The sequence below is a fragment of the Pseudomonas sp. v388 genome (genome assembly GCF_003935425.1).
Classification (GTDB): Bacteria; Pseudomonadota; Gammaproteobacteria; order Pseudomonadales; family Pseudomonadaceae; genus Aquipseudomonas.
In genome coordinates this window covers 456,175-483,152 of sequence record NZ_RHQN01000001.1, presented here as the reverse complement: position 1 = coordinate 483,152, position 26,978 = coordinate 456,175, and the positions used below count along the sequence as shown (strand labels likewise).

General features: G+C 56.5%; 24 protein-coding genes. 9 read left to right on the top strand and 15 right to left on the bottom strand.

The window, feature by feature from the left end; genetic code table 11:
- Positions 1–10: 10 nt before the first annotated feature.
- Positions 11–1,165, top strand: coding sequence for a DUF2235 domain-containing protein (locus EGJ27_RS02130; protein WP_125829062.1), 1,155 nt, complete (start codon positions 11–13; stop codon positions 1,163–1,165).
- A gap of 60 nt (positions 1,166–1,225) precedes the next feature.
- Positions 1,226–1,693 (top strand): DUF1810 domain-containing protein, encoded by a 468-nt coding sequence (locus tag EGJ27_RS02125; RefSeq protein ID WP_125829061.1) that lies wholly within the window; start codon positions 1,226–1,228, stop codon positions 1,691–1,693.
- Positions 1,694–1,781: 88 nt separating this feature from the next.
- On the opposite strand, the gene EGJ27_RS02120 is transcribed toward EGJ27_RS02125, so the two are convergent.
- The 6 genes from EGJ27_RS02120 to EGJ27_RS02095 form a co-directional block, all read right to left on the bottom strand.
- Entirely contained in the window at positions 1,782–2,030 is a 249-nt protein-coding gene (locus tag EGJ27_RS02120) for a hypothetical protein (RefSeq protein WP_125829060.1), read from the bottom strand.
- A 102-nt stretch (positions 2,031–2,132) separates the two neighbouring features.
- The gene (locus EGJ27_RS02115; protein WP_125829059.1) at positions 2,133–2,927 is read right to left on the bottom strand and encodes an NYN domain-containing protein; all 795 of its coding nucleotides are present in this window, start codon (positions 2,925–2,927) and stop codon (positions 2,133–2,135) included.
- A 111-nt stretch (positions 2,928–3,038) separates the two neighbouring features.
- Complete coding sequence (locus tag EGJ27_RS02110; RefSeq protein WP_125829058.1) at positions 3,039–3,233, bottom strand: hypothetical protein; 195 nt, start codon at positions 3,231–3,233, stop codon at positions 3,039–3,041.
- Positions 3,234–3,771: 538 nt separating this feature from the next.
- A complete protein-coding gene (locus EGJ27_RS02105; protein WP_125829057.1) occupies positions 3,772–4,410 on the bottom strand; it encodes a hypothetical protein in 639 nt (212 codons plus the stop codon).
- A gap of 218 nt (positions 4,411–4,628) precedes the next feature.
- A complete protein-coding gene (locus tag EGJ27_RS02100) occupies positions 4,629–4,985 on the bottom strand; it encodes an antitoxin Xre/MbcA/ParS toxin-binding domain-containing protein (protein WP_125829056.1) in 357 nt (118 codons plus the stop codon).
- A gap of 321 nt (positions 4,986–5,306) precedes the next feature.
- The gene (locus EGJ27_RS02095; RefSeq protein ID WP_125829055.1) at positions 5,307–5,702 is read right to left on the bottom strand and encodes a hypothetical protein; all 396 of its coding nucleotides are present in this window, start codon (positions 5,700–5,702) and stop codon (positions 5,307–5,309) included.
- A 722-nt stretch (positions 5,703–6,424) separates the two neighbouring features.
- Here EGJ27_RS02095 and EGJ27_RS02090 point away from each other — a divergent pair.
- The 3 genes from EGJ27_RS02090 to EGJ27_RS02075 all read left to right on the top strand — a co-directional run bounded on the left by EGJ27_RS02090 (position 6,425) and on the right by EGJ27_RS02075 (position 11,182).
- The gene (locus tag EGJ27_RS02090) at positions 6,425–7,138 is read left to right on the top strand and encodes a DUF6875 domain-containing protein (RefSeq protein WP_125829054.1); all 714 of its coding nucleotides are present in this window, start codon (positions 6,425–6,427) and stop codon (positions 7,136–7,138) included.
- Complete coding sequence (locus EGJ27_RS02085) at positions 7,138–8,538, top strand: ABC transporter ATP-binding protein (RefSeq protein WP_158619318.1); 1,401 nt, start codon at positions 7,138–7,140, stop codon at positions 8,536–8,538. The genes EGJ27_RS02090 and EGJ27_RS02085 overlap by 1 nt, the downstream gene beginning before the upstream one ends.
- A 1,681-nt stretch (positions 8,539–10,219) precedes the next feature.
- On the top strand, positions 10,220–11,182 hold the full coding sequence (locus tag EGJ27_RS02075; protein ID WP_256672622.1) for a DUF4062 domain-containing protein: 963 nt from the start codon (positions 10,220–10,222) through the stop codon (positions 11,180–11,182).
- Between the two features lie 135 nt (positions 11,183–11,317).
- Here EGJ27_RS02075 and EGJ27_RS02070 read toward each other — a convergent pair whose 3' ends face one another.
- The 3 genes from EGJ27_RS02070 to EGJ27_RS02060 form a co-directional block, all read right to left on the bottom strand.
- Positions 11,318–11,731, bottom strand: coding sequence for a hypothetical protein (locus EGJ27_RS02070; protein WP_125829052.1), 414 nt, complete (start codon positions 11,729–11,731; stop codon positions 11,318–11,320).
- A 747-nt stretch (positions 11,732–12,478) separates the two neighbouring features.
- Positions 12,479–12,697: an antitoxin Xre/MbcA/ParS toxin-binding domain-containing protein gene (locus EGJ27_RS02065; RefSeq protein ID WP_125829051.1), complete on the bottom strand. Its 219-nt coding sequence runs from the start codon at positions 12,695–12,697 to the stop codon at positions 12,479–12,481.
- Positions 12,698–13,221: 524 nt separating this feature from the next.
- On the bottom strand, positions 13,222–15,456 hold the full coding sequence (locus tag EGJ27_RS02060) for a hypothetical protein (RefSeq protein WP_125829050.1): 2,235 nt from the start codon (positions 15,454–15,456) through the stop codon (positions 13,222–13,224).
- Positions 15,457–16,281: 825 nt separating this feature from the next.
- Here EGJ27_RS02060 and EGJ27_RS02055 point away from each other — a divergent pair.
- Positions 16,282–16,761 carry a VOC family protein gene (locus EGJ27_RS02055; protein WP_125829049.1) on the top strand — a complete coding sequence of 160 codons (480 nt, stop codon included), beginning with the start codon at positions 16,282–16,284 and terminating at the stop codon, positions 16,759–16,761.
- A 91-nt stretch (positions 16,762–16,852) separates the two neighbouring features.
- Here the strand turns inward: EGJ27_RS02055 and EGJ27_RS02050 are convergent, their stop codons facing one another.
- The 4 genes from EGJ27_RS02050 to EGJ27_RS02035 form a co-directional block, all read right to left on the bottom strand.
- Positions 16,853–18,895, bottom strand: a complete 2,043-nt coding sequence (locus EGJ27_RS02050) for a pyridoxamine 5'-phosphate oxidase family protein (RefSeq protein WP_125829048.1) — start codon at positions 18,893–18,895, stop codon at positions 16,853–16,855.
- A gap of 52 nt (positions 18,896–18,947) precedes the next feature.
- A complete protein-coding gene (locus EGJ27_RS02045; RefSeq protein ID WP_125829047.1) occupies positions 18,948–19,574 on the bottom strand; it encodes a glutathione S-transferase family protein in 627 nt (208 codons plus the stop codon).
- A 153-nt stretch (positions 19,575–19,727) separates the two neighbouring features.
- Positions 19,728–20,630, bottom strand: coding sequence for a LysR substrate-binding domain-containing protein (locus EGJ27_RS02040; RefSeq protein ID WP_125829046.1), 903 nt, complete (start codon positions 20,628–20,630; stop codon positions 19,728–19,730).
- Positions 20,627–21,529: a LysR family transcriptional regulator gene (locus EGJ27_RS02035; RefSeq protein WP_177522909.1), complete on the bottom strand. Its 903-nt coding sequence runs from the start codon at positions 21,527–21,529 to the stop codon at positions 20,627–20,629. The genes EGJ27_RS02040 and EGJ27_RS02035 overlap by 4 nt, the downstream gene beginning before the upstream one ends.
- 276 nt (positions 21,530–21,805) lie before the next feature.
- On the opposite strand from EGJ27_RS02035, the gene EGJ27_RS02030 reads away from it, so the two are divergent.
- On the top strand, positions 21,806–22,993 hold the full coding sequence (locus tag EGJ27_RS02030) for an MFS transporter (protein ID WP_177522908.1): 1,188 nt from the start codon (positions 21,806–21,808) through the stop codon (positions 22,991–22,993).
- Between the two features lie 107 nt (positions 22,994–23,100).
- Here EGJ27_RS02030 and EGJ27_RS02025 read toward each other — a convergent pair whose 3' ends face one another.
- Both EGJ27_RS02025 and EGJ27_RS02020 read right to left on the bottom strand, forming a co-directional pair.
- The gene (locus tag EGJ27_RS02025) at positions 23,101–23,433 is read right to left on the bottom strand and encodes a hypothetical protein (protein WP_125829044.1); all 333 of its coding nucleotides are present in this window, start codon (positions 23,431–23,433) and stop codon (positions 23,101–23,103) included.
- Between the two features lie 84 nt (positions 23,434–23,517).
- Positions 23,518–24,414, bottom strand: coding sequence for a LysR family transcriptional regulator (locus EGJ27_RS02020; RefSeq protein WP_218568042.1), 897 nt, complete (start codon positions 24,412–24,414; stop codon positions 23,518–23,520).
- 121 nt (positions 24,415–24,535) lie between these two features.
- On the opposite strand from EGJ27_RS02020, the gene EGJ27_RS02015 reads away from it, so the two are divergent.
- Both EGJ27_RS02015 and EGJ27_RS02010 read left to right on the top strand, forming a co-directional pair.
- Positions 24,536–25,474 carry a 2-hydroxyacid dehydrogenase gene (locus tag EGJ27_RS02015; RefSeq protein ID WP_125829042.1) on the top strand — a complete coding sequence of 313 codons (939 nt, stop codon included), beginning with the start codon at positions 24,536–24,538 and terminating at the stop codon, positions 25,472–25,474.
- A gap of 64 nt (positions 25,475–25,538) precedes the next feature.
- Positions 25,539–26,915: an MFS transporter gene (locus tag EGJ27_RS02010; protein ID WP_125829041.1), complete on the top strand. Its 1,377-nt coding sequence runs from the start codon at positions 25,539–25,541 to the stop codon at positions 26,913–26,915.
- The last annotated feature ends 63 nt before the right edge of the window (positions 26,916–26,978 follow it).

Below are 26,978 nucleotides of genomic sequence, written 5' to 3'. Positions count from 1 at the left end.
GGAGCTAAGAATGTCTGACGTGAAGCGTATTGCCCTTTTTCTGGATGGCACCTGGAACAACGTCGACGACAACACCAACGTCTACCGTGCCAAATCTCTGTGTAACAAATCGCCTGAACAGCTGTGCTACTACAGCGCCGGCGTCGGTACTCAAAAAGGCGAACACCTGAGTGGCGGCATGTTCGGCATAGGTGTCAACGAAGAGGTATTGGCGGCCTACGAGTGGCTGGTTGACCACTATGAGCCAGACGCCAAAATCTTCATCTTTGGTTTCAGCCGCGGCGCATTCACTGCCCGAAGCCTGGCGGGCTTCATCTCGGTCTGCGGACTTCTCAAGCCTGGATCGCCCATTTCTCTGAAACAGGTCTACGAACGCTACCGGCACGGCAAAACGAAGAACTCGATTCTGACGCTGGCGCACAAGGATGAAAGCGAGCTGTCACAGGAAGACATCTGGCAGAAGCGCTACTCACGCCCGATCCCGATCTGGTTTCAGGGGGTATGGGACACCGTGGGCGCATTGGGCGTACCCGGGCCGTTGATCCCGCGAGTGAGCAAGGATGATTTCGCGTTCCTGGAAACAGATCTGCGGATCAACGACACGCATGCCTACCATGCGCTGGCGATCGACGAACACCGTGAAGCATTCGCTCCCACTCTCTGGGTGAAGAACACGCCTAAACAGGGTGATACGTTCGCACCCCGTCGCCTTGATCAGGTTGAACAGCGCTGGTTTGTCGGCGCCCACGCAAACGTTGGGGGCGGTTATGAAAACGACCTGCTGGCCCAAATCCCGTTGAAGTGGTTGATGTCGAAAGCCGTCGCTCACGGTTTGGTGTTCAACGACGATGTCCAGCTCGACGGTGACGAGTCCACGTGTGAGGTTCGAGATTCGTATGCCGAGATGGCGCACGGGCTTTACGCACTCGCGACCCTGGGGAAGCATTACTATCGTTCTATCGAGGCTCCGTCGGTGGACAACGGTGACTCGACGACCGCCACGATCAACGAGACCATCGATGCGTCGGTGTTTGATCGTTGGCGTAAGCTTGATGACTACCGGCCTAAAAATTTGGTTGAGTGGGCAGGCCGGTTGGCGGTCGATCCGGGGCAGATCATGAATTCAGTGCTTGCGAGCTCTCCCGCCACTGCAGTGCCGGACTGACTATGGCTTCTGATGATGGGGGCTGCGCAGCGCCTTCATCTTTGGAGCGAGGGACGTGTTATGCATGAAGATTTTGATCTTGATCGCTTCGTGCATGCTCAACGAGCAGTCTATGGTCGGGCTATGGATGAGCTGCCCGCGGGCCTTAAGACGAGCCACTGGATGTGGTTCATATTTCCACAACTGCAGGGACTTGGTCGAAGCGATATGGCCCAGAGGTTTGGGATCTCCTGTCCCGCTGAGGCACATGCCTACCTGCAGCACCCGTTACTTGGGCCCCGATTACAGTGCTGCGCCAGGACGCTCCTGGATCACCATAACAAGACCGCTCACCAGATATTTGGCTCGCACGACGACCTCAAGCTGCGCTCCAGCCTAACGCTATTTGCAGCAATGAATTCCGACTCTTCGGTCTATCAGAAAGGTCTCGATCAGTTTTTTGATTGCAAACCGGATGAGAAGACCCTGCAGATGCTTCAACCGGCTCCTCGGCATCTTCAGGTTGAGGTCGGCCGGGGTAGTGCATGACCGAGCGAATGCCGAACAACCTGTAATGGCAAGTGGGAAGGGGCGTTGGTTACCTGAAACTCAAGATCGGGCGCAATGAACGTAGGTGTCAGGCAGGCTCGAGCAGCGAATTCTCCAGGGCATCCTCAACCGAAATCCAAGGCGGCTGCTGATTCTGTTTACGAGCAGTCAAAAATGCCTCGGTGCGCTCAATATTGAGACGTTGCCCAGTAGCTTGAATTTGCTCGACTAGCTCCTCTGGCATGCCGTAATACCCGCACGCCTTGCACTGCCTTACCTGAAATTGGCTGACGCATGAAACTACCTTGTCCTGTAGATCGCAAATGACGCAAGTCATCGCCGTTCCTCCCTGATTGGCTCGGAGGCGAAAATATCGGATTGATATGGTGGTGATCAACAATGGCCCGATGAGCTGCGGTTGGAGACGAAGACGCTCCCCCTATTTACCTGGCTGCTTGTGACGCGCGTACATCGCTGCGGTACCGCCGGATGCGCCTCTCGCCTGAATCTCAAAGGCATGCGGATAGCCTTTGATGAGATCGCTAAGCTTCTTGTAGCCATGAGTCCTTGGATCAAAATCCGGCCGAAGCTTCGTAATGTTCGCGCCCAGCGCGCCAAGGTGGGCCCAGCCATCCTCGTCGGCAATGTCATCCAGGATCTTCGCGATGAAACCGACAGGGGCTTTCGGCTTCTTCTGAGGCTCAACTTGCGGTGTCGCGACACCCTGATTGACCTCAGTCGCTGGTGCCTCGGATAAGTCATTAGCTGGTGAGGGCAGGGTGTCGTCACGCAGCAATTCGATGTACACGAACTTGTCGCAAGCCGCCACAAATGGCTTTGGGGTCTTTTCTTCACCAAACCCGTACACCGTGAGCCCTTCTTCACGCAGACGTGAGGCGAGGCGTGTGAAATCGCTATCGCTCGACACCAGGCAGAATCCATCAAAGCGGCGGGTGTAGAGCAAGTCCATCGCGTCGATGATCAACGAGCTGTCAGTCGCGTTTTTACCCTTGGTGTAAGCAAACTGCTGGATTGGCTGTATCGAGTGGTCGAGCAGTACCTTCTTCCAGCTACCCAGCTGAGGCCCAGTCCAATCCCCATAGATGCGCTTAACGCTAGCGACGCCATATTTGGCAATCTCCTCAAACAACCCCTCAACGATGGCAGCGGGGGCGTTATCGGCGTCGATCAGGACTGCGAGATGCTTCTGGGTATTAGAGGTGTGATTGGCCATGGGACGTCCTTGAGTGTTAGCCCACCATACAATCAGTAGGACTAGTTTTCATCTCACACCTCAAGTAGCCGAGAAAGCACCCACGAAGGGACGTCATTGGAAATCGATTGACTAAATCTCAAAGTGCTCTGCAATCAAGCCGACCATGAGCAAGGGATGCTTACTGTCGATCACTTTGTAGATACCATGCCGCTTGCTACGAGGCAGCTTATTCACGACGCTTTTCGCAGCAGCACGCACACCTTCATCCGTACCATGAATTCGAGCGGCCAGTAGCAGCACGATCATCGCGTCTGTGAGGTTCATGGATGAGCTCAGTGCAAAGGAGGGCAGAGTTTACTGAATCACCTGCCAGTCGCACAGGTGCTGCACTGGTTCGGGGCCCTAACACAGGTGTCACTGCTTCGGTCAACCGATGAACCGTTTTCAAGGCGTCTGGCGAGGAGGGCGGCCAGGGCGTCATCTCGATCTCAATTTGAACGATCATCAAGTATTCCTTTGTAATCATCTGGCTGATGATTACAAAGCGCAAACGAGATCATCAATTCAAAGCCTTTTTGATGAGATAAACATGATTGATTCCGCTCCTGCAGTATTCGAGTGGTTCATTCCCTATAAGAGATCCAACGATCTGACGAGATCGAGTTGACTCGGCCTGATCAGCCAAGCGCGCCAGGGGGGATTCGGAGCCTATGCCAGAACAGATCTAGGCGTTCTGGACAAGGCTTTGGGATTTACCCAGAAGCTGCGGATGGCCTTGAACATTGATGACCTGATCAACCCTCGGGGGAGCATTCGGGGAGCTGCGTTGTCGGTGGCGTTAAAGTCATTACTGGGCATCAGATCACGGATAGGTTTGATTAAGCGCATCTCTGCGTCGCTTGGTGTGATCGCTGGTTTGCGCGTAGGCATTCAAGCTTTTTTCTGCGTCCCATTGCTCTTTGGTTGCCAAGCGGTTGAAGCCTGCTGCGCCCAAGGAGTTGGCGATCAAAAGGGCGATCGCGAGCTGCCGTCCTGATTGCCATTTATGGGCCAGCGCATCTTTGATTACAGGCTTCATCAACTGGGCCCATGCTCGATGTTGGATGTCTTTAGATTCGTTGGTTTCGAGGAATTTTCTCATACCCTCGTTCCACCACTTCTGTGAGTAGCATCCCCACCCCGTATCATCACCCTTCTTGCCAGCAGGTCTGCAGGTCGTGGAGTATTGTTGACGCATCGTTGCTCCGTCTTTCCCAAAATACTTGTTCGTATCCATGTTGTCGTAGAGCGCGTTAAGGCCGCCCTTAGCAAAATGAGCGATACCAACCGTACCCCCATCCAGCGGAAGTAGGTCTGAGTAGTTCTTGGATTTGCCATCACGGGCAATGACATGCCACAGGACGTTCTCAGGCAGAGAGGACAGCGCTACATCTTCATAAGATGAAAACGTCTGGCTGAAGGATGCAGCGCTGCAGAATGAGGCCACAATGGCCACTGCCATGCTGAGTATCCTATGCCTGTCAGACTGGTTTTGACCCGCTATCTGAGTGCTCATGGCGATCCCTTGATTGGACTGAAAATCTCAGAGACGGGACGGCCTGCTCTGCCTCGAACGGCGAATATTATAGTCTGGCTTCCCGTGCATGCCGCTCACGGGTAGCCACCGTCTCGGGTCGCCCGTGCAATCGCAGGATGGCTTTGCCGAGCGCGAAGTTCTAATCAGGCAAATACCCCATGCTCCAAGCGGCGGATCAGCGTCAAGGCTTCTTCAACTGAGACATCGAGCGGCCGTTTACCATCCAGGGCACGCATTGGCTTAGACAACCAGTTGATCGCTAGCGCCCTTTCCTGAAACAAACCGACCGCTGCCTCAAGAAGCGCAGGGTCAATCATTACCATCGCCTCATCGTTCAGGTGCTGACGTTCGACGGCATCCTTGATCGCGCAAGCTAGGGCTTCTAAAGCATCAGCGAGTCTAGAGTCCTCTCGAAAGTCGCCAGTATTGGCCCGGTATTCAGCACAGTGTCGAAGCAGTGCCTCCGAGTCATTTGAATTCAGTTCAAGCTCAATCAGCATGTCGAACCCTCTCTCTAAGGTGTATGGATGCTCTAGGGGATGAGACCGACAATAGACGTTGCTACGCCGGAGTCTTAGGTGAGGTGAAACAGGGGTAGGTACCTGGCGCGACAAACACGAGATGTATCCACTGGTGTTTGACAGAGTGGGTGATGCATATTCAGGTCGCGGCTGCGAGCGCGTGTGGGGGCCTGACGCCACTCCCCCAAGATGCCCGGCGACGAATAATCTGCGGAACGAAGATGTTGGGCGGTACGGAGGGTGACTCTGGCCCCCTGGTCTATTCAGATTACAAACCCCGATGACACAAGGCCTGTTTCTTCAAGAACTCATCACCCACCAGTTGTGGGTGGAAAGACATGAAGTCTTTGACTCCGTCGGATGGCCAAGAAGCGTTGCACCGATAAACTCGGGCCAATCGTTGCGTACGCCAATGCTGGTGAAAAAAGTGAAACCTATAATCTCGTGGCTGGGCAAGGTCAGCCATGCATGAAAGTTTGCCCGCTGCAGTGGATGGTTTAGTTCCAGCATTGGCTTAAGGTCAGTTGTGGGCGTGTAGAAAACCAGCTGTTTTTGGTAGCTGACGTAGCCGAGGGTGACTGCAACCGGCACATCGAGAATGCGTTCAAGAGGCTTGTGCATCGCGCCAGTCACCGCAAAGCATTTTCCTGCGAGGTGCTTAGGGTTCTGACCTTTAGGTTGATTTCCGCTTCCCATGAGCGACCTGTGGTTCCTTTGTCTTGAGTGGCAGTTGCTGGTGCTGATCCAGGTAGTCAGCGGCAGGTGGTGCGGCACATTACTACACTATGGCCGCTCAGGACTTTGAAGGCCGTTCCGTTTGCAGGAGAGATGAGGTGCGCCGATGATGCGTTTTGTACAACGTGCATCCATTGTTTCAGGGAAATTTCTGTGCCGCGTAGGTTTCACGAGCGCACGGTAGCACTCGTCTAGGGTTACCACCTATTACCTCCCATTTTCCTGATGAGCCATTACGCCCCGGCAGCAATGAATATCTAGTAAATGCCCAACCGCAATTCGCCGGGGAGAGGAAGCGTATAAAAATGTCAAATGAAACAAAACATGAAATATTTTTAACGCCCATTGATCTTTGCTACCCTAACTACGATTATGCAGCTGCGTCACATTCGCATTCCGCACGTGACGTTCAGTATATAAGGATATAAATATGCAATCTGACTTCTCCTCTCCGTTGTCCTCAGCGTTTCATGACTCCCATGACAGTGTTACGTTCGCTGATATTGTGAGCGGGGGCCTGCTGGCAAAAATCGCTTCAAAGCTCAACATCAAAAAAATCGCGCCACGTAATCAGCGGTGTCCGAGGGGCATCGTAGGTTGCCCAGGCTGGAACTGGTAAGCTTTCAAGAGTGATGTAGGGAAAGCCAATCTAATGATTGGCTTTTTCAGGGAAGGAGCAACGTGTGAAATTTTGGACTGTTCAGACATTCGATCCGAATATGGTGCCAGCGTGGGTGAGTGCCAGCTTTGAGAAGGTTATTCCTTATGTGACTGCCTTTTTGCCTGCTAAGCACCCACACAGGAATGGGGCAGTATGCCCTTTTATGCCGAAGGCGCTGAAAGAGGATTTAATCTACTTCACTTTCTTTGACTCAAGAGGGCTGACCGCTAGTGATGCTTTAATGAAGAGCTGCTTGAATCACTTTGAAGCGAACGTTGGTGAGAGATCAGGCGCGACCATTGTTCTTTTTAAAGAGGATTTTGACATCACAGATCTCTTTCGTATACACGTAAGGCATAAAAAGGCCTGTATAGCACGAGAAATTATGTTGGGTGTACTGTACGATAAAAGCTCTGCTCCTAGCCTACATTCTCCTAATTTCTTCCCGCTGAGGACGCCGATTCCAACGCTGGTTTTTCGCAATCTCACCGTCCAGGATTTGATATTTTTAGATCCCCAGCATCATTCCCCTCGTGACCGTCAGGCATTTCTCTCAGTATTTATTTCAAAATTTTCGAGCAATGATGGAAAATCTCACTTCTATAAGTCCAGGGTAGATGAGGCGACCGTTTTACGAGATCACTATGCGCGGTCACGTGCATCGCTCAATAGAAAATTGATAGCCGTAATAGTATGCGGTGCAGCCATATTTTCTGCTTTAGTATGGTGGCTATGATGTTTGGACAGAACAGATACTTCCGCGCTTCAATTGGCGTAATCATCGTCCAACAGGTGCTGCTTGCGGCATCCACCTGGAGCATAGCCGCAGCCGGCGCTGCCGTCTCCGCAGGTAGCGCCCCTCAGGCTAAGCAATGCCTGGTAGCATTTTTTGTACTTGCGCTCGGGGCTTACTTGGTCAGCTCATTAGCTGCAATTTTGGCCGTGAAGGCAGAAAACTCAGTCTGGAAGGTGTACTTTGACAACACAGTTGAGGAGGTAACCAGGGCGCCTGAGCTTGGGGGGAGCGAGAACAGAAAGCTGACTTCGCAGTGGTTATCATCTGAAGCATTGCCCTCCATCCAGTACGCCGTCTCCTATTATACCGGCGCCACGGCAACGATTGCGAATGTAATTCTGACCAGCAGCGTGTTCTATATAGCATTGGGCTCTGGGATGGGAAGCATCGTCGCCTCTGCAACTTGTCTATCGCTACTGGTGGTAATTTGCCTGCGTGGCCGGATTCAGGCCACTTCGACTCAGATCCAGACTGCGAAACTAAATCTCCTGACGCGTATCGACAGCGTGCTTGCAAACCTTTTTTTTGCAAACAAGTCCATGGCTGCTAACTCCAAACGACGTTTCGATGAACGTGCTAGTGACTATTTTGTGGAAACTCAGCGTTACATCTACCTCGAGCAGGCCGCAGCCTCTGTCCCAACATTAATTTCTGTAACAATAATACTGGTAAGCCTACTGTCACCATCAGGTCTGGACGCTGGCAAACTGGGCGTGCTTGTAGCCCTGCTGCCACGATCGCTACAGCTTTTCGGCAGTGTACATGCGTTGAATATTTATCTTTCCCAGTTTGTGATGATTCGTCAGAAGATTAAAAACTTGAAAGATTTCCCTGCTACGCTTACGCGGCAACGGTTCGAGCTACAAATAGATTATGATTCTGTCGAAATAATCAACATGGCTAACGGCTTGATCATCAAGCCGAGAGAATTTTTAGCACTGTTAGATGCAGAACTGTCTTCGAATGGAAGATATTTGATTACAGGCCCAAATGGCGCGGGAAAATCCACATTGTTGAAGGTCATTAAATCGGAACTTGACGACGCTATTCTTATGTCGCTCGGAGTTACGTTTGGCGACAGGGCCAACGAATTGTCGACTGGACAGACGTTGGTCGAAGAAATGAAGCTTGTTATTAAGGAGGGGGCTCGTACCTTGCTTCTTGACGAATGGGACGCAAACCTCGACCAGAGTAATGTAGCTGAGATCAATGCTCTGCTAGAGGACGCAGCCAGAACTTCGTTGGTTATTGAAGTGCGCCATCACTACATTCCCCCACTTATGGCAGGTACAAGCGCCCCAAGGTATGGCCGCCCGGACGCCGCTGGCACCCAAGGTTGATATGCTGATTCAGGCTTGCAAAGGGGGTGGTAGGGTTGACAGAGCGTCGGCGAACCGGGAGTCCTCGCGGCAGTCATCCGAGCCGGGCTGAAAGTCAGCAAAATTGAGCAGCAGTGACTCGGAATCATTCATGTTAAGGTCGAGTTCGATCAGCATCTCGATGCATGTCCTTCAAGCTGAGGGGGATGCAAATGATACTGGCATCTGAAGCCGATGCGCTGGATTCTGACTATTACTTGAGGTCAATCGGGACAGCGGATACTTGGAGCCACGAGCATGATCTTAAAGCACGGCGCTTGATGTCATGGGGGAGGAGGGTGTAGATCGCTGGCTGCGCGAGCAATACAACCGGCGCAGCGCTTTAAATGGGCTAGTGATGACACCCAACTGGCTGCGCGCAGATTCGAACTAGAGTTTTGGGATCGGTTCAAAGCCCGTTAGGAGCAAGAGCAATCAGGCGAGGCGCAGGAAGGATTTCTGGAGCGTCTGAGTAATTTCATGGACAAACTGTGGTTGTCGGTCAGCCGTGCCAGTCACAACCTAGCAGCTTGAGGTCTGAACAGCGCGCCAACACTTCCGTGCGTGCGCCGTGCCACCTCAGTTTTTGGTCGGAGCAGGTGATTGACATACCACAGAGCGTTTCGAGCTTACATTGTCGCGAAGTGCCGATTGAATAGCTGAGGCAGATGGACTCCCGTCTGCAGTAGGCGATGTTCATCGAGCAACTCTCAGGTACGGGGAAAGCTTGGATTTCTCATCGCACCCCCATCGCGGTTAAAGACGCTGAACCGCGCCCGTTATTGCCCAGGCGCGATCGTCTAAACGGGTAAGGCGCAATGCGTTTCCGATTGCTGCCCCGGCCGACCTCGCATCGGTAAGATCCTCTATTCAAGTTGTGGCCGAGGAGGATCGCCGACTCCAAGCAGATTGAATTCATAGGGAATCTCTTCGCTGGCCGGCCAAGCGGCCCACTGTCTTGCCCATTCGTCCCAGCCCGGGTTACACAAGTCGGTGTTGGGCCGTAGCTGTGGTTTTCGCTGTAAACAAGCTGCTGAACTACAGCTCGCTCCTTATCCCGATGACTCACCACGCCGCAGCCATGCGGGTGGCCGATGTGCCAGCGGTCAATATATGCACCGGGTTATGGGTTTCAAACCCTAACGCGCCTACCTCAGCTCCGCATCCCTGCATGGCGGTGATCAAACACACATGAGCGGACTCATCTCCAGCCTGTGCATCGACCTAGCGCAGAAGAAACCCAAGCGCTTGAAATTTGCTGAGCTTGCGACTCAGCCTGTCTGTCCTCATGGGCACCGGTTAGATACCCACCATTACAGGGGCTGAAGCTGCGAGAAGTGAAGGCTGATTGAGACATGCCGAGTGTTCCTTTTTTTTCCCTAGGATACGAATGGGGCAAAGCGGATATGCAGGGGCAGTTACGCTTGGTCGCATCTGAGGCTAAAGGAGCGCCCACGTCACCCGAGGCAGAGCAAACGGCCGCCATCGCAAATTCAAAAGCGTGGGGCTCTTTCAGCGCAGTGACGGCTAAGAGCCCTCTGCGTGAAGGCACCATCAGAAATCCGCTGGTGAGCGCGGTAACGGGCGAGTATGTTTGCTGTCTGGATGTACAGACGTTTATGACCGCCCTGAATGTGGGGCGACTGCTCATGGGGGGCAGGTTATGAAGGTATTCATCAGCTCGGTAGTACGTAACTTTGAAGGCTATCGCGCCGCCGCCAGGAAAGCGGTCGGGCTTCTCCAGCATCAGGCCGTCATGTGCGAAGATTTCGGTGCTAGACCCGATTCGTCGGAAATCGCATGTATGACCGAGGTCGATCAGGCTGACGTGGTCATTGTGATTTTGGGGGCGGATTTTGGCTTCAAAACGCCAAGCGGAGAGTCTGTGACCCAGCAGGAATTTCGTCGTGCGAGGGCAGGTGGAAAGCGGGTGCTTGCCTTCCTTCAGGACGTTCCGGTCGAAGGGCCTCAGGAAGCATTTAGGTGGGAGGTCTCTGATTACGTTGACGGGTTGTTCCGGGCGACGTTTCGCAACGAGCACGAGCTTTCAGACGCCATCGTTCAGGCGCTGCATCAGCTCAATGTTTCGAGAGCGGCGATCTCTGAGCAGGAGTTTGTTGAGCGCGTTCAGAAACGCCAAGGTTATGGCCAGAGGCTTTGGAACAATGGGAGTCGCGATACTCGGTTGGAAATTGCCTTCCTGCCTCAGCCAGAACTTTCCGGGACTCTGCGCCAGATGCACTCCGAACACGAAACGTTCTTCCTCAAGCTATGCCAAGCAGGGTTGAGCTCGCTAAAGGACGGATACAAGGATTTCGATCAGGGCGATTTGACCGGCGTCGACGCGGGCACTGTGGCGTGGCGTCACCATGATTCCGGAATGGCTTGGCTCACAGCTGCGCTCACCACCCGCTCATCTAACCATGATCCATTCGCCGGCCATTACATATCTCCTAGCCGGGTTCGAACTATCGCCGAGGCTGCATTCGGACTGATCACACATGGCCGAGGAGGGTGGTTCCAGCTTTCCCTGACTGACATCTCCTACAAGCTTTTTTCGAGAACCGCCGGCCGTTCCATCGAACAGTCTCTCGATGCCGCACCGCCAAGAGGAGCAGATTGTTGAACGGCAGCTGCTCATCCCAGCGTCGCAGGTGGCCTATAACCGCTGGCTTGATGACGTGTTTTTCAGGATGGGGCGCAAGCTTGCCGGCTGACCGCTGAGTGCACTCTTTGCACCTGTTCCTGCTGCGGCTTAATCCTATTGTGCGAACTGAAGGGGGTCTTTGGCGGGCAGTCCGAAAGAGCTGCCAAATTCGAACTCAATGTGACTAGGCTGATGCGTGGACAAACAGGCAAACCTTGCTTGGACTTGGGCTTCCCATTCGAGATCACAGAAACCCGCGTCGGGCCAAAAATTATGCACCCCTTCAGCGACCAGCTTCTTTGCAAATTCTCGTTCAGCCGAGCCAATTAGACACCAGGCTACAAGAAGCCTTTCATCCCAATTCGCAGAGCATAAGAGGTGTACGGGTGCAAAATACCCGAGAGAGAGCTGATCAATTTCGCGATCAAAACAAAACATGCCATTAATCTGATCCAGAATAGATCCTTCGGCCATTATGTCGACCGCATTGAAGAACCAACCAATCGCCTGGAACTTGCTAAGCTTCATCGACTTCTTCTGCGCAGTGGAGAGGCTTCTCCTACCGAACCAGTGTTTGGCTCGCCTCTGAGGGGCTGTGAGTTTTACTTCAGGCACTTTGGCTTCCTAGTGTTTTCTTATTTGTTACATGTTGCACTTGGAGCGATAGCTGGCGCAAGAAGCGCTAGGAACATCATGTCTTCAGATGCCCCCTGTCATGAGCACCCTCAGCTGAAACAATGCGCAGGTGGCGATTAGGTTGGTTCATGGGGTTAGAATTGGTGTCGATATTTTTGAAAATGCTGAACAGAATGCCGGCTTGCAGCCGCATCAGTAGGCCCTGAGAGCTGCCGGTGTAATCAATCTTGGACGCTGCTTGTCGAGGGTGCAGTGGCTTTGGCCGAGACAAACGACCTATGCCCGACATGATTTCAATCAATATACTGAAATGGCGTCGTTTACGGGGGGGAGCGAGGTTGGCTGTCTAGGACTGACCTTCACGAATCATATCGCGTGCGATGATCACCTGCTGAACCTGAGTAGTCGCAGGCGTACGATCCTGGCCATCATCCTGCAATTTCTTTCCGAGCTCATTGCTGGCGTCCCTTCCTTCGCCTGCTCTCCGTGGGCCATACCGTGAGGTCGCCCGGGCACAGCCGTGCAACGATTTAGGGTCAAGGGTTTGACTTAATGAACGACCGACCAGCCTCCGCTTGAGCTGAGTATCGAAACCGGCGACAGGCCGCATGGATGCTTGAGTACGCAAATCCAGGCCTATCAGATAACGAATCCGTGCTCCAAACGCCTCGCATAGTCGACAGTGGTCTCAGTCTCCACACTGCTGGTGATCATGCTGGCAGGGGCTTTGCCGCCAAATGCTTTTACCGGACGTGTCATCCAGTGCATGGCTGCGTCGAAATCGCCGCCATACAAGCGCTTTGCTGCGTCGAGCACTTCCAAATAACGGGCCTGTTGATCGAGGGGCAAAGTGCTCATGAGTACGTTCCTTCTGCGGGCTAGTCCTATCATACACCACCGCCATCCGTTCACTGTCTCCCTTTATAGGCGAACCCGTTGCCAGTTTCAGACATGACTGTTACTACGATCCCGGCAGGTGGTTACGGTCGCCTGAGGCTGACGTCTCAGAAAGCCTGTAAACCAGTTTTTTGACGTGTAAAGCGCGGTGGTTCACACATCAAAAAATTGGTTAATAGTGGGAGGAGTTTTGGATCTCAGATGGGAATCCTCCGCACCAGTCATATACATCTGGTCGTTGGAGATCGGGTCATTGAATTGACGCTCCCCAATGACGAGCAGCATCTTGATTGCCGTGCCTCTTGACCACTAGGTTCTCAAATCATGAGGGCGCGGGCCCTCTTTGAACTCAAAAGCCTGAGGGCAGGGCCGTTTGGCGCGATGGAACCATCAGGGGGAGGACTCATGCCGAACCGTCAGGGCACGCCTCTGCTCAACGATCCCAGGAAGCTTCGAATGTCTCTTTGCCCATTTTATTCGGGCCGCTAAGATAGCGACTGCTTAAATAAATATGTTTTAGGCTTACCCGTATGAGCGAGAGTATTTATAGTGATACTGCGCACCCGTTCCACCACGACCACAGGTGCTTGATCACGAACTAAGGCGTCAGCAGCGACCTCACGAAGACGAATTAGCATCCACGTGACCGCACCCTCAGAAATTGAAGACCGGCCGTTCAATGCGCAGAATACTGGGTAGCTATCAAGGTCATGCAAACCTAAGCCCAGCAAGTATTCCTTGTAAGGCAAAAATACGTTCTCTATATAGCTAATCGCCACTGGGATTAAAGTAGCCTCTGCATTCGCCCGGGTAAGTTTCAGGCTCCACTCACCCTTATGGACTTTAGTGAAATCCCCTATAGTGAAATTTTTCCTACATGCTCGAAAATCAACCCAAGACAATGAAAGCTCGTTGATTGTGTAAAGGATGAACAGCATCCGATGCAGCTTTAAGCCTTTATATAAACTTAAGCACGCATCGATTACGGTTTTAAATACCTGCTCACTGAGCCCTCTGCGTTTTTTGGGGGCTGGGCGCTCGCTCATCGTATAGGACGAAAACGCGTCGTGGTTAACTAGCGGATTTGAATCGACTAGCCCTTTTGAGATTAGAAATGCATAAAAGCTACGCACCGTTGTGTACTGCCCAGAAGACGTCTCACTGGAAGCGTGATACGCAACGCCGATATCTTCAACATCTGAATTGATGCTGATCCAAAATGGTTTCCAGTCAGGGTTGGAACGCCTGACCGCGAAAGCCATGCCTATTGCCCCTGAATGAACCTGGACAAACCTGCGTTCAAATGTTGTCCTTACCCACGTGATAGGGGGTGATTTACAGAATTCAAAAAACTCGTGCAGGTCAGTCTGCGTCAGAAGGTGAGCCGGCTTGTGCTTCAGGTGAAATGTCCAGAGCAACAGACGTTCAATATATTTCCTATAAGTGTCGAAGCTGTTTTTGTTACGAAATTTACTCAGAAATAATTTCGCATAATGGTAGGCCTGCAGTGGCTCTGCCGCTCTATTGCATGACGCCAAGTAGAGGAGGGTGTCAGGATGATCCGGGATGAAGCCATCTTCCTGCGTAATCTCATTATAGTCAGCAAAAATGGGGCTCAATTGCGGATGGGCATCCGCGCTGGTTCGTCCGCCCCCACAAAAGGCTTGATTCAGTTTTACGTCAGAGCGTAACCACGCATTATAGGCGTCACGCAGAGACTGGAGGCGATGGTCAGAGGTGCCACTGGCTTCCATGTGGCGCAAGGCTTCAACCACCGCATCCTTACTGATTTTGACCAACGTACGCCGGGTAACCTGCCCATAGCCTCTGATCCTGGGAATTAAGGGCTGCGACGCGTTGCGCTCAAAGCATACCTCGCGAAAATTCATGTATCGCCGCATGTATGGATCATATAGTTCTTGTGGAATCTGAATGTCGCGAGAATCCAACTTCAACAGCCACGTCTCGCCAGTCCACACGATTCGTCTGAAAGTTATGCAATTTCCATTGGAATCGATAAAGTCAGAACAGCTTACATTCAGGTATGCAAGGCATGCGATCAAAAACAATGTCCGCTCGTGCATGACAGGCTTGGCAGCGGCCAGTCTCTTAGCTGCTGAGATGATGATCGCCCAGTCGTCTGCTGTTAGGATTGTCGAAACCTGGGCGGTTGGTGTTTCTGTAGTAGGCTCTTCATAAAGCAGCTCGGCGAATGGATTGCGTGTTGTCTGTGCTGTACTCACCAGGTGTTTATAAAAGACAGAGCATAGATTCAGCGCTTTGGATACTGTAGGAGGCTCCGTGGGGAGACGGCCTGCGGTAAAAGGCCTCCACTTGGAGTTTGGGACAGTCACCATTACGCCAGACGTGGACGCTACTTTCTTGAAACGTAAAGTGCCATACCCACATTGCCACGCCTCAGGCGGGTCTTGCGTAAACCAGATGAAAGCAAATGCATCGGCTCTAACCAGGCTGAGTAACGGTGCCTTCCTGATCAGAAGCGTCCACAGTACTAGCCGTTCTATGACACCCCGGGCGTGGTCATAACCTGCAAAATCGCGGCGAGTCTCCAAGAAAGCGTTTGCCAGCTCATATGCTTCCATGGGCTTAAGCGCAGGATCAATCTCGAGCAAAAAGGCTCTGGCCGAAATCGGAGCGGATTGATCTGAATTGGAGAGGGAGCGGGCGGAGCCAAATAATGGACGAGGTAGAATTACCATAAACGACTTCCGGCACCTGATGGGCTACGCCCATCATAGCCCATGAGTCAACTTAAGGAGGCGCAAAATTAGATATACAAAATGCGGAATAACCGGCGGTTGCCGGGCGGGCTCTCGCGGTGACCATGGATTGGAGGTTTCATCCTGGAGCCCAAAGGGCTGGCAAGGATTTCTGGAGTGTCAGGACTATGATTGGTTTGTCGTCCGCACGTCACTGAACGCATGTGGATCGATCGATTGCATCATCCATGGGTGGTTAAACTGGGGCTCGATCCCAAATTGATCCTGGCAACCTGATGAGGTGCAGGACATCGTGGAACCGATAGCGAGCGGTAATCGAGTTGGATCGACGTCAGCACCAACTTGAATTGAGTCGCGGCTGACTAGGTGAATACCTGCCAATTGAGGAATTAGGCGACGTCCGGGCCCATATCCCGCAAAAAAGCGCATCTTTACGTAGATGCCGTGCCATGAATGGAAGCGCATTTTTACGTAGATAGATGTCTGAAAGCAGATGATAACACCGCTTGGTTTCCAGAAATGGTCTAATCAAGCCGCTGCAAAGCATTGATTTTTAACAGGCGCATTTTCAGATAGACAAAAGCGCATCTTTACGTGGGCCTGACAATGCGGCGAATCCTACCCCTCAACGCGAACTCCACAGGTACGCATAATGTATATTATGTTAAACCGTGTTTCTATTTGTATGAAGTCAGGACACGCTGACTTCTTTGATAAGCCCGTCGCCGAACCGTCGTATACCACCGCTCCACATCCGTTGCGTGACTAACATCCATGGGTCAGCGTTTCTCATGGAGAACCAAGATGAACAGCAAGAACATCGTATGCCTTTGGTACGACGGCGTTGCGCTGGAGGCCGCACGCTTTTACGCCGAAACGTTCCCGGACAGCGCGGTCGGTACGGTCCACCTGGCTCCGGGCGATTATCCTGCCGGCAAGCTCGACGACGTTCTGACGGTCGAATTCACAGTAATGGGTATCCCATGTCTGGGGCTCAATGGCGGCGCCATGTTCACGCATAACGAGGCGTTTTCTTTTCAGGTCGCCACCGACGACCAGGCCGAGACGGATCGATTGTGGAACGCGATCATCGAGAATGACGGTCAGGCCAGTGCCTGCGGTTGGTGCAAGGACAAATGGGGGGTGTCATGGCAGATCACCCCCCGGGTTTTGACGAGCGCGATTGCCAGTGCTGATCGTGCGGCGGCCAAGCGTGCGTTTGAAGCGATGATGGGCATGCAAAAGATCGATATTGCGGTGATCAAAGCTGCGTTTGTGGGTTAGGCATTCGGTCAGGCCCAGCGCGGCAAGCACCGCCAGTGCCGCGCTTGAGACGCCACCGCCCTCCCCGCATCGTTAAATTCGACGCCCGGCGTCACAGATCAAGCACCAACGCCGGGCCGTTGCCTTGGGTGTGTGCCGGTATCGCACAGCAGATCAACACGGTATCGGCCGCCGGCATTTGCGCCGGTGGGTTGGGATAGTGCACGTGGCCGCTGATCAATCGGGTGCTGCAGGTTCCGCACGAGCCGCCACGGCAGCTGAATTCCGGGTTCAGGCCGCGACTTTCGGCCAGTTCCAGCAGGCTGCCGCCGCCCGGTTTCCAGCGGGCCTCGGTGGCGGACGCGCTGAAGTACACCGGCACTGGAGCGTTTGCTGCCGGCGGTTGTACCGGGCCCGAAGCAGGTTCGGCTGCCGAACGCTGTAGCGCAGAAGGCCCGAAGGTTTCGGCGTGGATACGCCGGTCGGGGATGTTCACGCCGCGCAGGCCGTCGTACATGTCCTGGAGGAACCCGGCCGGGCCGCACAGGTAGAAGTCATAATCGTCCAGCGGCAGGCGCGCCTTGACCTGGGCAAAGGTCAGGCGCCCCGCCAACTGATAGTCGCGTTCCAGCACAGCGTCCGCTTCGGGACTGCTCAGGGCGCGGTGAACATGCAGCGATCCGGCCGAACGGTGTTGCAGCTGTGCCAGCTCGGACTGGAACGGCAAGTCATCCAGGGCACGCGAACTTTGAAACAGGTGGATCTGGCGGCTCTGGTTTTGTGCCACCAGTTCCCGGGCCATGGAGATCATCGGCGTGATGCCGACCCCGGCGCCCATCAAGACCACTGGCCTCGTCGCGTCGTCAGTCAAAGTAAAGCTGCCCAGCGGCGGGCGCACGTCCAACAGATCGCCGACCTGCACGTTGTCATGGAGATGGCGCGACGCCTTGCCCATCTTTTTCACGCTGATGCGGATGTGTCCATCCGAAGGCGCGCTGGAAATGCTGTAGGTTCTGGGCAAGGTCTCGCCATCGTCGGCCACGATGCGTATCGGCAGATGCTGCCCCGCAGCGAACGGGACGGCGCCATGGTCAGGCGCTTGCAGGCAAAACGAGCGAATGTCGCTGCTCTCCTGCTGAACCTGCGTGACCCGCCATGGCTGCCAGCTGCGCCGCTGTTCGTTCTGGCGCAGGCGCTCTTCGGTTTCCGCCCAGGTGCCGGTGGCAAGGCTGGTGGGCGCGTAATCATGGAACAGCCAGCGAAGTCTGACGGCGCCGGGCCGCACGACCGCCTGTTCTACCTCAAAGGTCCAGAGCCGTTCGGCCCCTTCGAAGAGTTTGATCAACGGGCTGTCCAGCAGCAGCTCGGTGCGTCCGGTGAGTTGCAACATGTCGCCGCTGGCAAAATCGACGAACAACAAGCCTGCCACCGGGTTGGCCTGCAGATTGCCCAGGGTGTTGAAGAACAGATTGCCCGCGTAATCTGGAATGGTCAGGCGGTTATCGTCGACTTTGACGAAGCCGGCACGCCCGCCGCGGTGCGAGACATCGACTGAACGCCGCTCGCCATCATCCACATAGCTGGCGATGAAAAAGGTGTCCGCCGCGCGGATCATCGCGCGGGTCTGCTCATCCAGCGTGGTGAAATCCTGGCGCAACGAACGCCCGCTGTCCGGTACGGGCATCGAAGTATAAGACCGCTCCTGAATGTACTTAGGGCAGTTGCCGTAGGACTGCTCAACCGCCACTTCAAGGCCGGCGGCCGAAGCCTGCTGAATCACCCCGTTGATGCGATTGCGTCGACGGGTATGCAATTCGATACCCAGCATGCCGATGGCGTTGCCGGTCTGGAGGCCGGAGGTCGCCGGGTCCTGTGAATCCGTATGGGCTGCCAGGCGAAGGTGCTGTGGGTCTGCGCTGGTGACGAAACCTGGCGGCCCCTCGAGCAAGGTGGCCCAGGGCCGGTTGTCGGCATCGACCGCACCGACCACCATGAACGGCAGCTGGTGGTAGAACTCTCGGTGCTGGTCGGGCATGTAATCGCGGATCACACGGCGGCCGAGCTCGTCCATCCGCTCGGCCACCTGATAGAGGGCTTGCAGCTTTTTTTCACCGGCATGCCAGGGTGATTTTGCCGAACTGGAACGTGGGTCCATGGCGGGTGCTCCTTGAACGGGCTGCCGGAAACGCCGGCGCCCTGATCCAAAATCAGTGGGTTTGCAGGCCGACCACCGTGCGCTGCATGGGCACGAAGCCGGGAAGAGCCTCGATGCGTTGCAGCCAGGCCTGCACATTCGGGTAGGTCTCCAGCGATACGTTGCCTTCCGGGGCATGGGCGATGTAGCTGTAGTTGGCCACATCCGCAATGGTCGGCTCGGGTCCGGCCAGAAACGGGCTGTCCGCCAGTTCGGTATCCATCACCTTGAGCAGCGTATGGGCGCGGGTGATGACCTCGTCGGCATTGAAGGCTGCACCAAACACCGTGATCAGGCGTGCCGCCGCCGGCCCGTAGGCCACCTGCCCCGCCGCTACCGACAACCAGCGCTGAATACGCGCCTCGGCGAGCGGATCCTGAGGCTGCCAGCTGCCGCTGCCGTATTTCTTCGCCAGATACACCAGAATCCCGTTGGAATCGCTGAGCACCGTGCCGTCGTCGTCGATGACCGGCACCTGACCGAACGCGTTGATCGCCAGAAACGCCGGCTGTTTATGCTCGCCCTTGGCCAGGTCCACGAGAATCAGCTCGGTAGGTAGCGCCAGCAGCGACAACATCAACTCGACGCGATGAGAGTGGCCGGACAGCGGGTGGCGATACAGTTTGATGGCAGTTGGCATGGTGTGGCTCCGCAACAGGTGAGTGGGAAACAGCGCGGGGCGATGCGCTGGGTGAAGCCATGCTGCGCTGATTCAATGCGCAGCAGAATCACCACGCCGGGCAATCCACAATTCCGCTTTTCGAAACAAGCCGCCCAGGCCGCAGCGTCCGCATCAGTCCAGAAACGCAGGATGGTTGCGCAACAAGGGTGCTGCGAAGTCAATGAAAGTGCGCACACGGGCTTCGGCACGACGGCCATGTCGGTAGATCAGATTCGCCGGCAAGGCGTCACCGGCGTAGTCCGTCAGCACCGGTTCCAGCGTTCCGCAGCGCACTTGATCGTAGACTTCGTAGCTCAGGCAGCGCACCAGGCCCGCCCCCAGCGTCGCCGCCTGGATGGCTGCACGCTGGGTCGTGCAGGTCAGAACCCGGGTGGGTTTGACCGCAGGCAGCGTGCAACTGGAAGGGAAACGCCACGCTGGCTCGTAGCCGGGCAAGGTGGTGACCACCGCACGGTGGGTCTTGAGGGCGGCCGGCGTCGCAGGTCGACCCCACTTCGCCAGATAGGCGGGCGATGCGCACAGCATCGGTTTGACCATGCCCAGCAGCATGGCGAAATCGGAAGAACTGGGCAGCTGACCAACGACAACGGCCACATCTATACCGTCCTTGAGCAGCTTGGGGACGCCGTCGCTGGCCTGGATGACCAGGCGTACACCGGGAAAAGCCTCCAGATAAGCCAGGGTGACGGGTGTGAACACTTGGAGGTCGATCAGCAGCGGCAAAGCGACGGTCAACTGACCCAGGGGGCTGGCATGCCGACCTGCTGCCGAGCGCTCGGCCACCTCGGTTTGTTCCAGAATGTACCGGCAGCTTTGCGCGAACGCCTCGCCCGCATGGCTCAAGCTCACGCCGCGCGGCCCGCGAGCGAACAGCGTGCAGTGCAGCCGTGCCTCCAGCGAGGCGATGGTGCGCATGATGGTTGCGGGCGACACATTGAGATGCCGTGCGGCAGCCGCCAGGCTACCGGCCTGCGCCACTGCTTCGAAGGCCTGCATCTGACTGAATCGGCTCATGGCCGCACAACCGCAGCGGCTTGCAACGCCGGATCGACGAGCAGCCGACTGGCGCAATGATCGACAAAAGTCCGCACCTTGGCGAGCACGCGCCGGTCGCCCTGGTACAGCAGGTGCACCGGCAATGCCGGAGTCTGATAGGCCTCAAGCACAATCTCCAGCTCGCCCTTTTCCACCCACTGCGCCACCTGGTATGACAATACCCGCGTGACACCCCAGCCCAGCCGGGCGGCATTGATGGCCGCCTGATTGGAACTGACGATCAAGCGCGGTTCAGGATGCAGGACAACGGCGCCGTCGCCCGCCCGGAAGTGCCAATCGGTCAGCAAGTTGCTGGCTGACGACATCACCACCGGTAGCGCCAGCACGTCCTGAGGGGCTTTGGGGCGGCCGACACGGTCGAGAAAGGCCGGCGCGGCGCACACCACCGGGCGAATCTGCCCGACTCTGACGGCCTGCAAGCCGGTGTCCGGCAATACCCCGATGCGCACAGCGACATCCACGCCTTCGTCGGCCATGTTTACGAGTCTATCCACCAGTAACGCGTTGATGGTCACTTGCGGATAGTCCGCCAGATAGTCGGTGATCAGCGGAATCAGAAACAACTCACCAAACATCACCGGCGCCGTCACCGTGAGATTGCCGCGGGCGCGAATGTTGCTACCGGTAGCCAGTTCTTCGGCCTCCTCCAGATCCAGCAAGATGCGCTTGCAGTCCTCCACATAGCGCCGACCCGCTTCGGTCAGCCGCAACAGGCGCGTGCTGCGTGCCAGCAGCAGCGTGCCCAGACGACTTTCCAGCCCGGCTATCACGCGAGTGACGCTCGGCGGTGACATTCCCAGCAGCTTGGCGCCTCCGGCAAAGCTTTCCGCTTCCACGACAGCCAGCAACACTTTCATTTCCTGAAACCTGTCCACAATCACCGCCGGCTAACAGAGTGGGTCGAATGGCTATCAGCGTAGCGGGAGAAATGAGCCGTGTGATTCGTTGTCCATGCGGCCCCCTTTGCGGCTGAATGCCGCTGCCACCCAGTGCTTGCGCAGGAGTGGACTTGTCCGCGGCAGGCCCGCCATTGTCAAGTCCGTCTGTTGAGGCGCCGCCGATGCTCGACGCCCTGCCCCGGGATGTCTAAGATCACCGCTTTATCGTTTCAGCTTATTTCAGTAAGGAATTAGATGTCTGTCCACGAAGCGCCACCGCTCGCTACCTCCAAGAGCACGATTGCCAAGATGGAAGCCGCGATGGCTTTGGGAAGTTTTGCCATCGGCACCGGGGAATTCGCGATCATGGGGCTGATGCCGGATATCGCTGGCAATCTGCAACTGAGCGAACCCCAGGTCGGTCATGCCATCACCGCTTACGCCCTGGGCGTGATGGTCGGTGCTCCGACGTTGGCGATTCTGGGTGCCAGGCTGTTGCGCAAGCACATGCTGCTCCTGCTGATGGCGCTGTACGCCATCGGCAATATCGCGACCGCGTTCGCGCCGTCATTCTCCGGCCTGGTTGCTTTCCGGTTCGTCAGCGGCCTGCCCCATGGCGCTTACTTTGGTATCGCCGCGGTCGTGGCCTCAAGCATGGTACCGAGCAATCAACGGGCCAGCGCCGTGGCACGGGTGATGCTGGGCCTGACCTTGGCCATGCTGCTGGGCAACCCGCTGGCGACTTGGCTGGGCCAACTGTTCGGTTGGCGCTCGGCCTTTGTGTTGGTGGGTGCCATAGCGCTGTGCACCCTCGGACTGGTCTGGCGTTTCGTGCCGCAGCGCCACGATGAGGTGCGCAGCGATCCACGCAAGGAACTCCAGGCGTTCCGTCATCCGCAGGTATGGATGGCCCTTGCCATCGCTTCGATCGGCTTCGCCGGCATGTTCTGTGTGTTCAGCTACCTGGCGCCGACCATGCTGGAAGTCACCCGGGTCAGCCCGCAATGGATTCCAGTCGGCCTGGCGGCATTCGGAGCAGGCGGCATCATTGGCAATATCGCAGGCGGCAAGCTGTTCGACCGGTTGCAGTTCCGGGCCGTGGGCGTTGTGCTGGTGTGGTCAATCCTCGTGCTGCTGTTCTTCACCTTTGCCGCCGGCTCGCTGTGGTCGATTCTTCTGGGGATCGGCCTGGTCGGCACCATGATCGCGCTGGCCGCGCCGCTGCAGATCCGTTTGATGGATATCGCCCATGAAGCGCCGAGCCTGGCCGCGGCGTCCAACCATGCGGCGTTCAACCTGGCCAACGCCCTGGGTCCGTGGTTCGGCGGAATGGCGATCACCGCCGGACTGGGCTGGACCAGCACCGGCTTCATCGGCGCCGCCACTGCCCTGGTCGGGCTAGGGATCTACCTGGTGGCGCGGCGTATGAAGGGTGGCGAATAACGGCTGCATTCACCTCAGCTCATTCAGCCGCGTCGGCATGTCCCGGGCAGCTGAATGAGTGAGTGTTACGTCCATGCCCTGCGTGGCTGATCGCTGTGCAAGAACGATCAGGCCCCAACAGACATTGATCCTCCCGCTGCAACCTCCTCCTCACTCATCAATGAAGCCGCGCCGATGTCGGTCAGCCCACTGATGATGTGCTGGGTATAGGGGAAGTCGGGGTGCTCATCCAACACTCGTTCCGAGATCAGCAGCCCTTCAGTCACCAGCACATCCACAGCTTGCACGCAGTGTGCGATCGAGGGAACGCTGGTCTGGAGCTGGATAAGTTGCATGTAGATCTGTCCGAACGTCAGTTTCCTGGAGCGATCAGGGCTCAGGCGGCGGACCGATTTCAAGATGGACACTTCTATCCAGTGCCCTGCGCTGTTCGTATTCATGCCGCGAGCTTATCAGGGGCTTAAACAGAGCGCTAGTTAGGTTTTTTGACGAGCACGGATTCGCGTCCATCAGCCCTGTGAAAGTCATGAATGAACGCGGTCCTTGAAGTAGGCCCAGGCCATTTCCATGAACGGCGCCAGGGCCGGGTTGTCGTTGTCCCGGCGGGTCGCCATGTAGATTTCCGCGCGCGGGCTGGCATCCTGCAGTGGCCGGAATTGCAGGTGCCCCGGATACAGCTCCCGAGAAGCCTGAGGCACGATCGCCAGCCCGAGACCTGCGCGAACCAGGCCCAGCACCGAATGGGTCTGCCCCAAATGGTGCAGATAGCGCGGCGAAACGCCGGCGATGGCGAACAGCCCGACGATGCAGTCGTAAAAGTAACGACCCTCGTCCGGGGAATACATGATGAAGGGCTGCTGATCCAGATCGGCCATCGCCACCTGTGCCTGTTGCGCCAACGGGTGCCGCTCCGACATCGCGACCAGCAGTGGTTCGCTGCACACCAGTCGGTAGTCGAAACCGGTCCGCGGCACCGCCCGGCGCACGAAGCCGATGTCGATCATGCTCGCTTCCAATGCTTCCATCTGCGCGCCGGACACCATCTCCCGCAACTCGACCCCCACGTCCGGCAAGGCCCATGCGGCGTTTTCCAGCAGACCGGGTATCAGGCTGTAACCGCTGACGGCCGTAAACCCCAGCAACAGTTGGCCTGTCTCACCCCGCGCCAGGCGCCGCGTGGAGGCGCTGGCCTGTTCGGTGTAGGTCAACACATGACGGGCGTCGCGCAGGAAATGCTGCCCGGCCAGCGTCAGCCGCACCTGGCGATTGCTGCGGTCGAACAACTCTACGCCCAGCGAGCGCTCCAGCAACTGGATCTGCCGGCTCAGGGGCGGCTGTGTCATGAACAGGCGTTTGGCGGCGCGCCCGAAATGCAGCTCTTCGGCGACCGTGACAAAGCAGCGAAGCTGATGGAGTTCCACGATTCAATTCTTGTATTGATCGATTCAGTATGAATGTTAGACCGGTATCGATGGATTTCCTACTCTGGCCTTCACGACGACGCCTGCTGACCAAAACAATCACAATCGAAGGAAGGCCAAATTGACTATCGACATTTTGTTGACCCAGCCCGTCCCTGCGCCCATCGATGCGCAGCTGCAAGCCTTGTACAGCATTCATCGGTTCTACGAAGCCGGCGACCCTGACGCCCTGCTCCTGCGGCACGGTCCGAGTATTCGCGGCGTGGTAACCGGCGGTGCCAAAGGGCTGAGTAACGCGATCATGGATCGCCTGCCCGCGCTGCAAGTCATCGCCATCAGCGGCATCGGCACCGATGCGGTGGATCTGGTACACGCCGCTCGTCGTGGCGTGCAGGTCACCACCACGCCCGGTGTGCTGACCGATGATGTCGCCGACATGGGCATGGGTCTGCTGATCATGACCCTGCGCGGTCTCGGCACCGGCGACCGCATCGTGCGCGCCGGCCAATGGGGTTCGGTGGTCCAGCCGCTGGCCCGCAAGGTCACCGGTATCAGCCTGGGCATCGTCGGCCTGGGTCGCGTCGGCCATGCCATTGCCCGGCGGGCCGAGGCGTTCGGCATGACCATTCACTACACCGATCTGCGCGAGCAACCCACCAGCGGCTACCACTTCGTGCCCGACCTGACGGAGCTGGCGCAACGCAGTGATGTCCTGATGCTCGCGGCCTCCGCCGATCAGGGCAGTGCAATCATCACCGCCCCGGTGCTCCAGGCGTTGGGCCCGCACGGTTACCTGATCAACGTCGCGCGAGGCAAGCTGGTGGACGAGCCGGCGCTGATCGCCGCCCTGAGTTCAGGCGCCATCGCCGGTGCCGGTCTGGATGTATTCGCCGACGAGCCGAATGTGCCGCTGGCGTTGCGGGCATTGAACAACGTGGTGCTGCAACCGCACCGCGCCAGCGCTACGGAACAGACTCGACTGGCCATGGGCGAAATCGTTCTGGCCAACCTGCAAGCCTGCTTTGCCGGTGCGCCGTTGCCAACCGCCGTGGCCTGCTGACCCGCACCTTTCAACTCCGTAATTCCAACAATTAAGCCTTCCCCGAGGAAGGCCGGAGAACGCCATGACCGCCAAAACCGCTTCAATGGCCGTGCCCCTCGCCGACGCTCGCGTCGGTCGGCACCGGTTCGTCATCCTCGCACTGATTTTCGTCGTCACCGTCCTCAACTATGCCGATCGGGCGACCATGTCCATCGCCGGCACCGAAGTGGTCAAGGACCTGGGCTTGGACCCGGTCATGCTGGGCATGATCTTCTCCGCCTTCGCCTGGGCCTACGCACTGGGTCAGGTGCCCGGCGGATGGTTGCTGGACAAGTTCGGCGCGCGCCGGGTGTACGGCTGCAGCCTGTTTCTCTGGTCACTGTTCACCATGCTGCAAGGCACCGTGGGCTGGATGGGCCTGGCCGGGGCCAGCGCGGCGGTTGCGCTGTTCGCCATGCGTTTCATGCTCGGCCTGGTGGAGTCGCCGGCATTTCCGGCCAACAACCGTATCGTCTCCTGCTGGTTCCCGACCCGGGAACGGGGCACGGCTTCGGCGCTGTTCAACTCTGCGCAATACATGGCGGTGGTGGTGTTCGCGCCGCTGATGGCCTGGCTGACCCACGCCTGGGGCTGGGAATACGTATTCCTGTGGATGGGCGCATTGGGCATGGTCGCCACCGTATTCTGGTTCGCGATGTACCGCGACCCGCTCAGTGCCCCGGGCCTGAGCGAGGCGGAGCTGAACATGATGCGTGAAGGCGGCGCCCTGGTGGATCTGGAAGCCAACCGCAAGGTCAGCAAGCCCAAGACCAAGATGAGCGAAGTGAAGCAACTGTTCACCAACCGCACTTTGTGGGCAATCTATCTGGGCCAGTATTGCATCACCGCCCTCACCTACTTCTTCATTACCTGGTTTCCCATCTACCTGATCAAGGGCCGCGGGATGACCATCATGGAAGCTGGCTGGGTGGCAGCACTGCCGGCGATCTGCGGATTCTCAGGCGGTGTGCTCGGTGGCATGGTCTCCGATTACCTGATCCGCAAAGGCATGCATCCTTCGAGGGCACGCAAAACGCCGTTCGTGATCGGCATGGGGCTGGCGGCCAGTCTGGTATCGGCCAATTACGTGGATGCGAACTGGATGGTGATTGCCCTCATGGCGTTGGCGTTCTTCGGCAAGGGGCTGGCGGCGGTTGGCTGGGCGGTGTTGTCCGACACTGCGCCCAAAGGCATGGTTGGCCTGAGCGGCGGCGTGTTCAACGGCATCGGCAATATCGCCGGGATCGTCACGCCGGTGGTGATCGGATTTTTCGTGGCCTCGACCGGCTCGTTCAATTCGGCACTGTGGTTCGTCGCGGCTCACGGCCTGATTGGCATCTTCGCCTACGTAGTGCTGGCCGGACGATTCGAACGGGTGGTGATTGCCCGGCCTGAGGATTCTGTGGCGCAAAACAGCTGATAAGTTGGCGGATGATGCAGGGCGACAGGCAGCGGATATCTATATTTCTGCTTAACTGTCGCC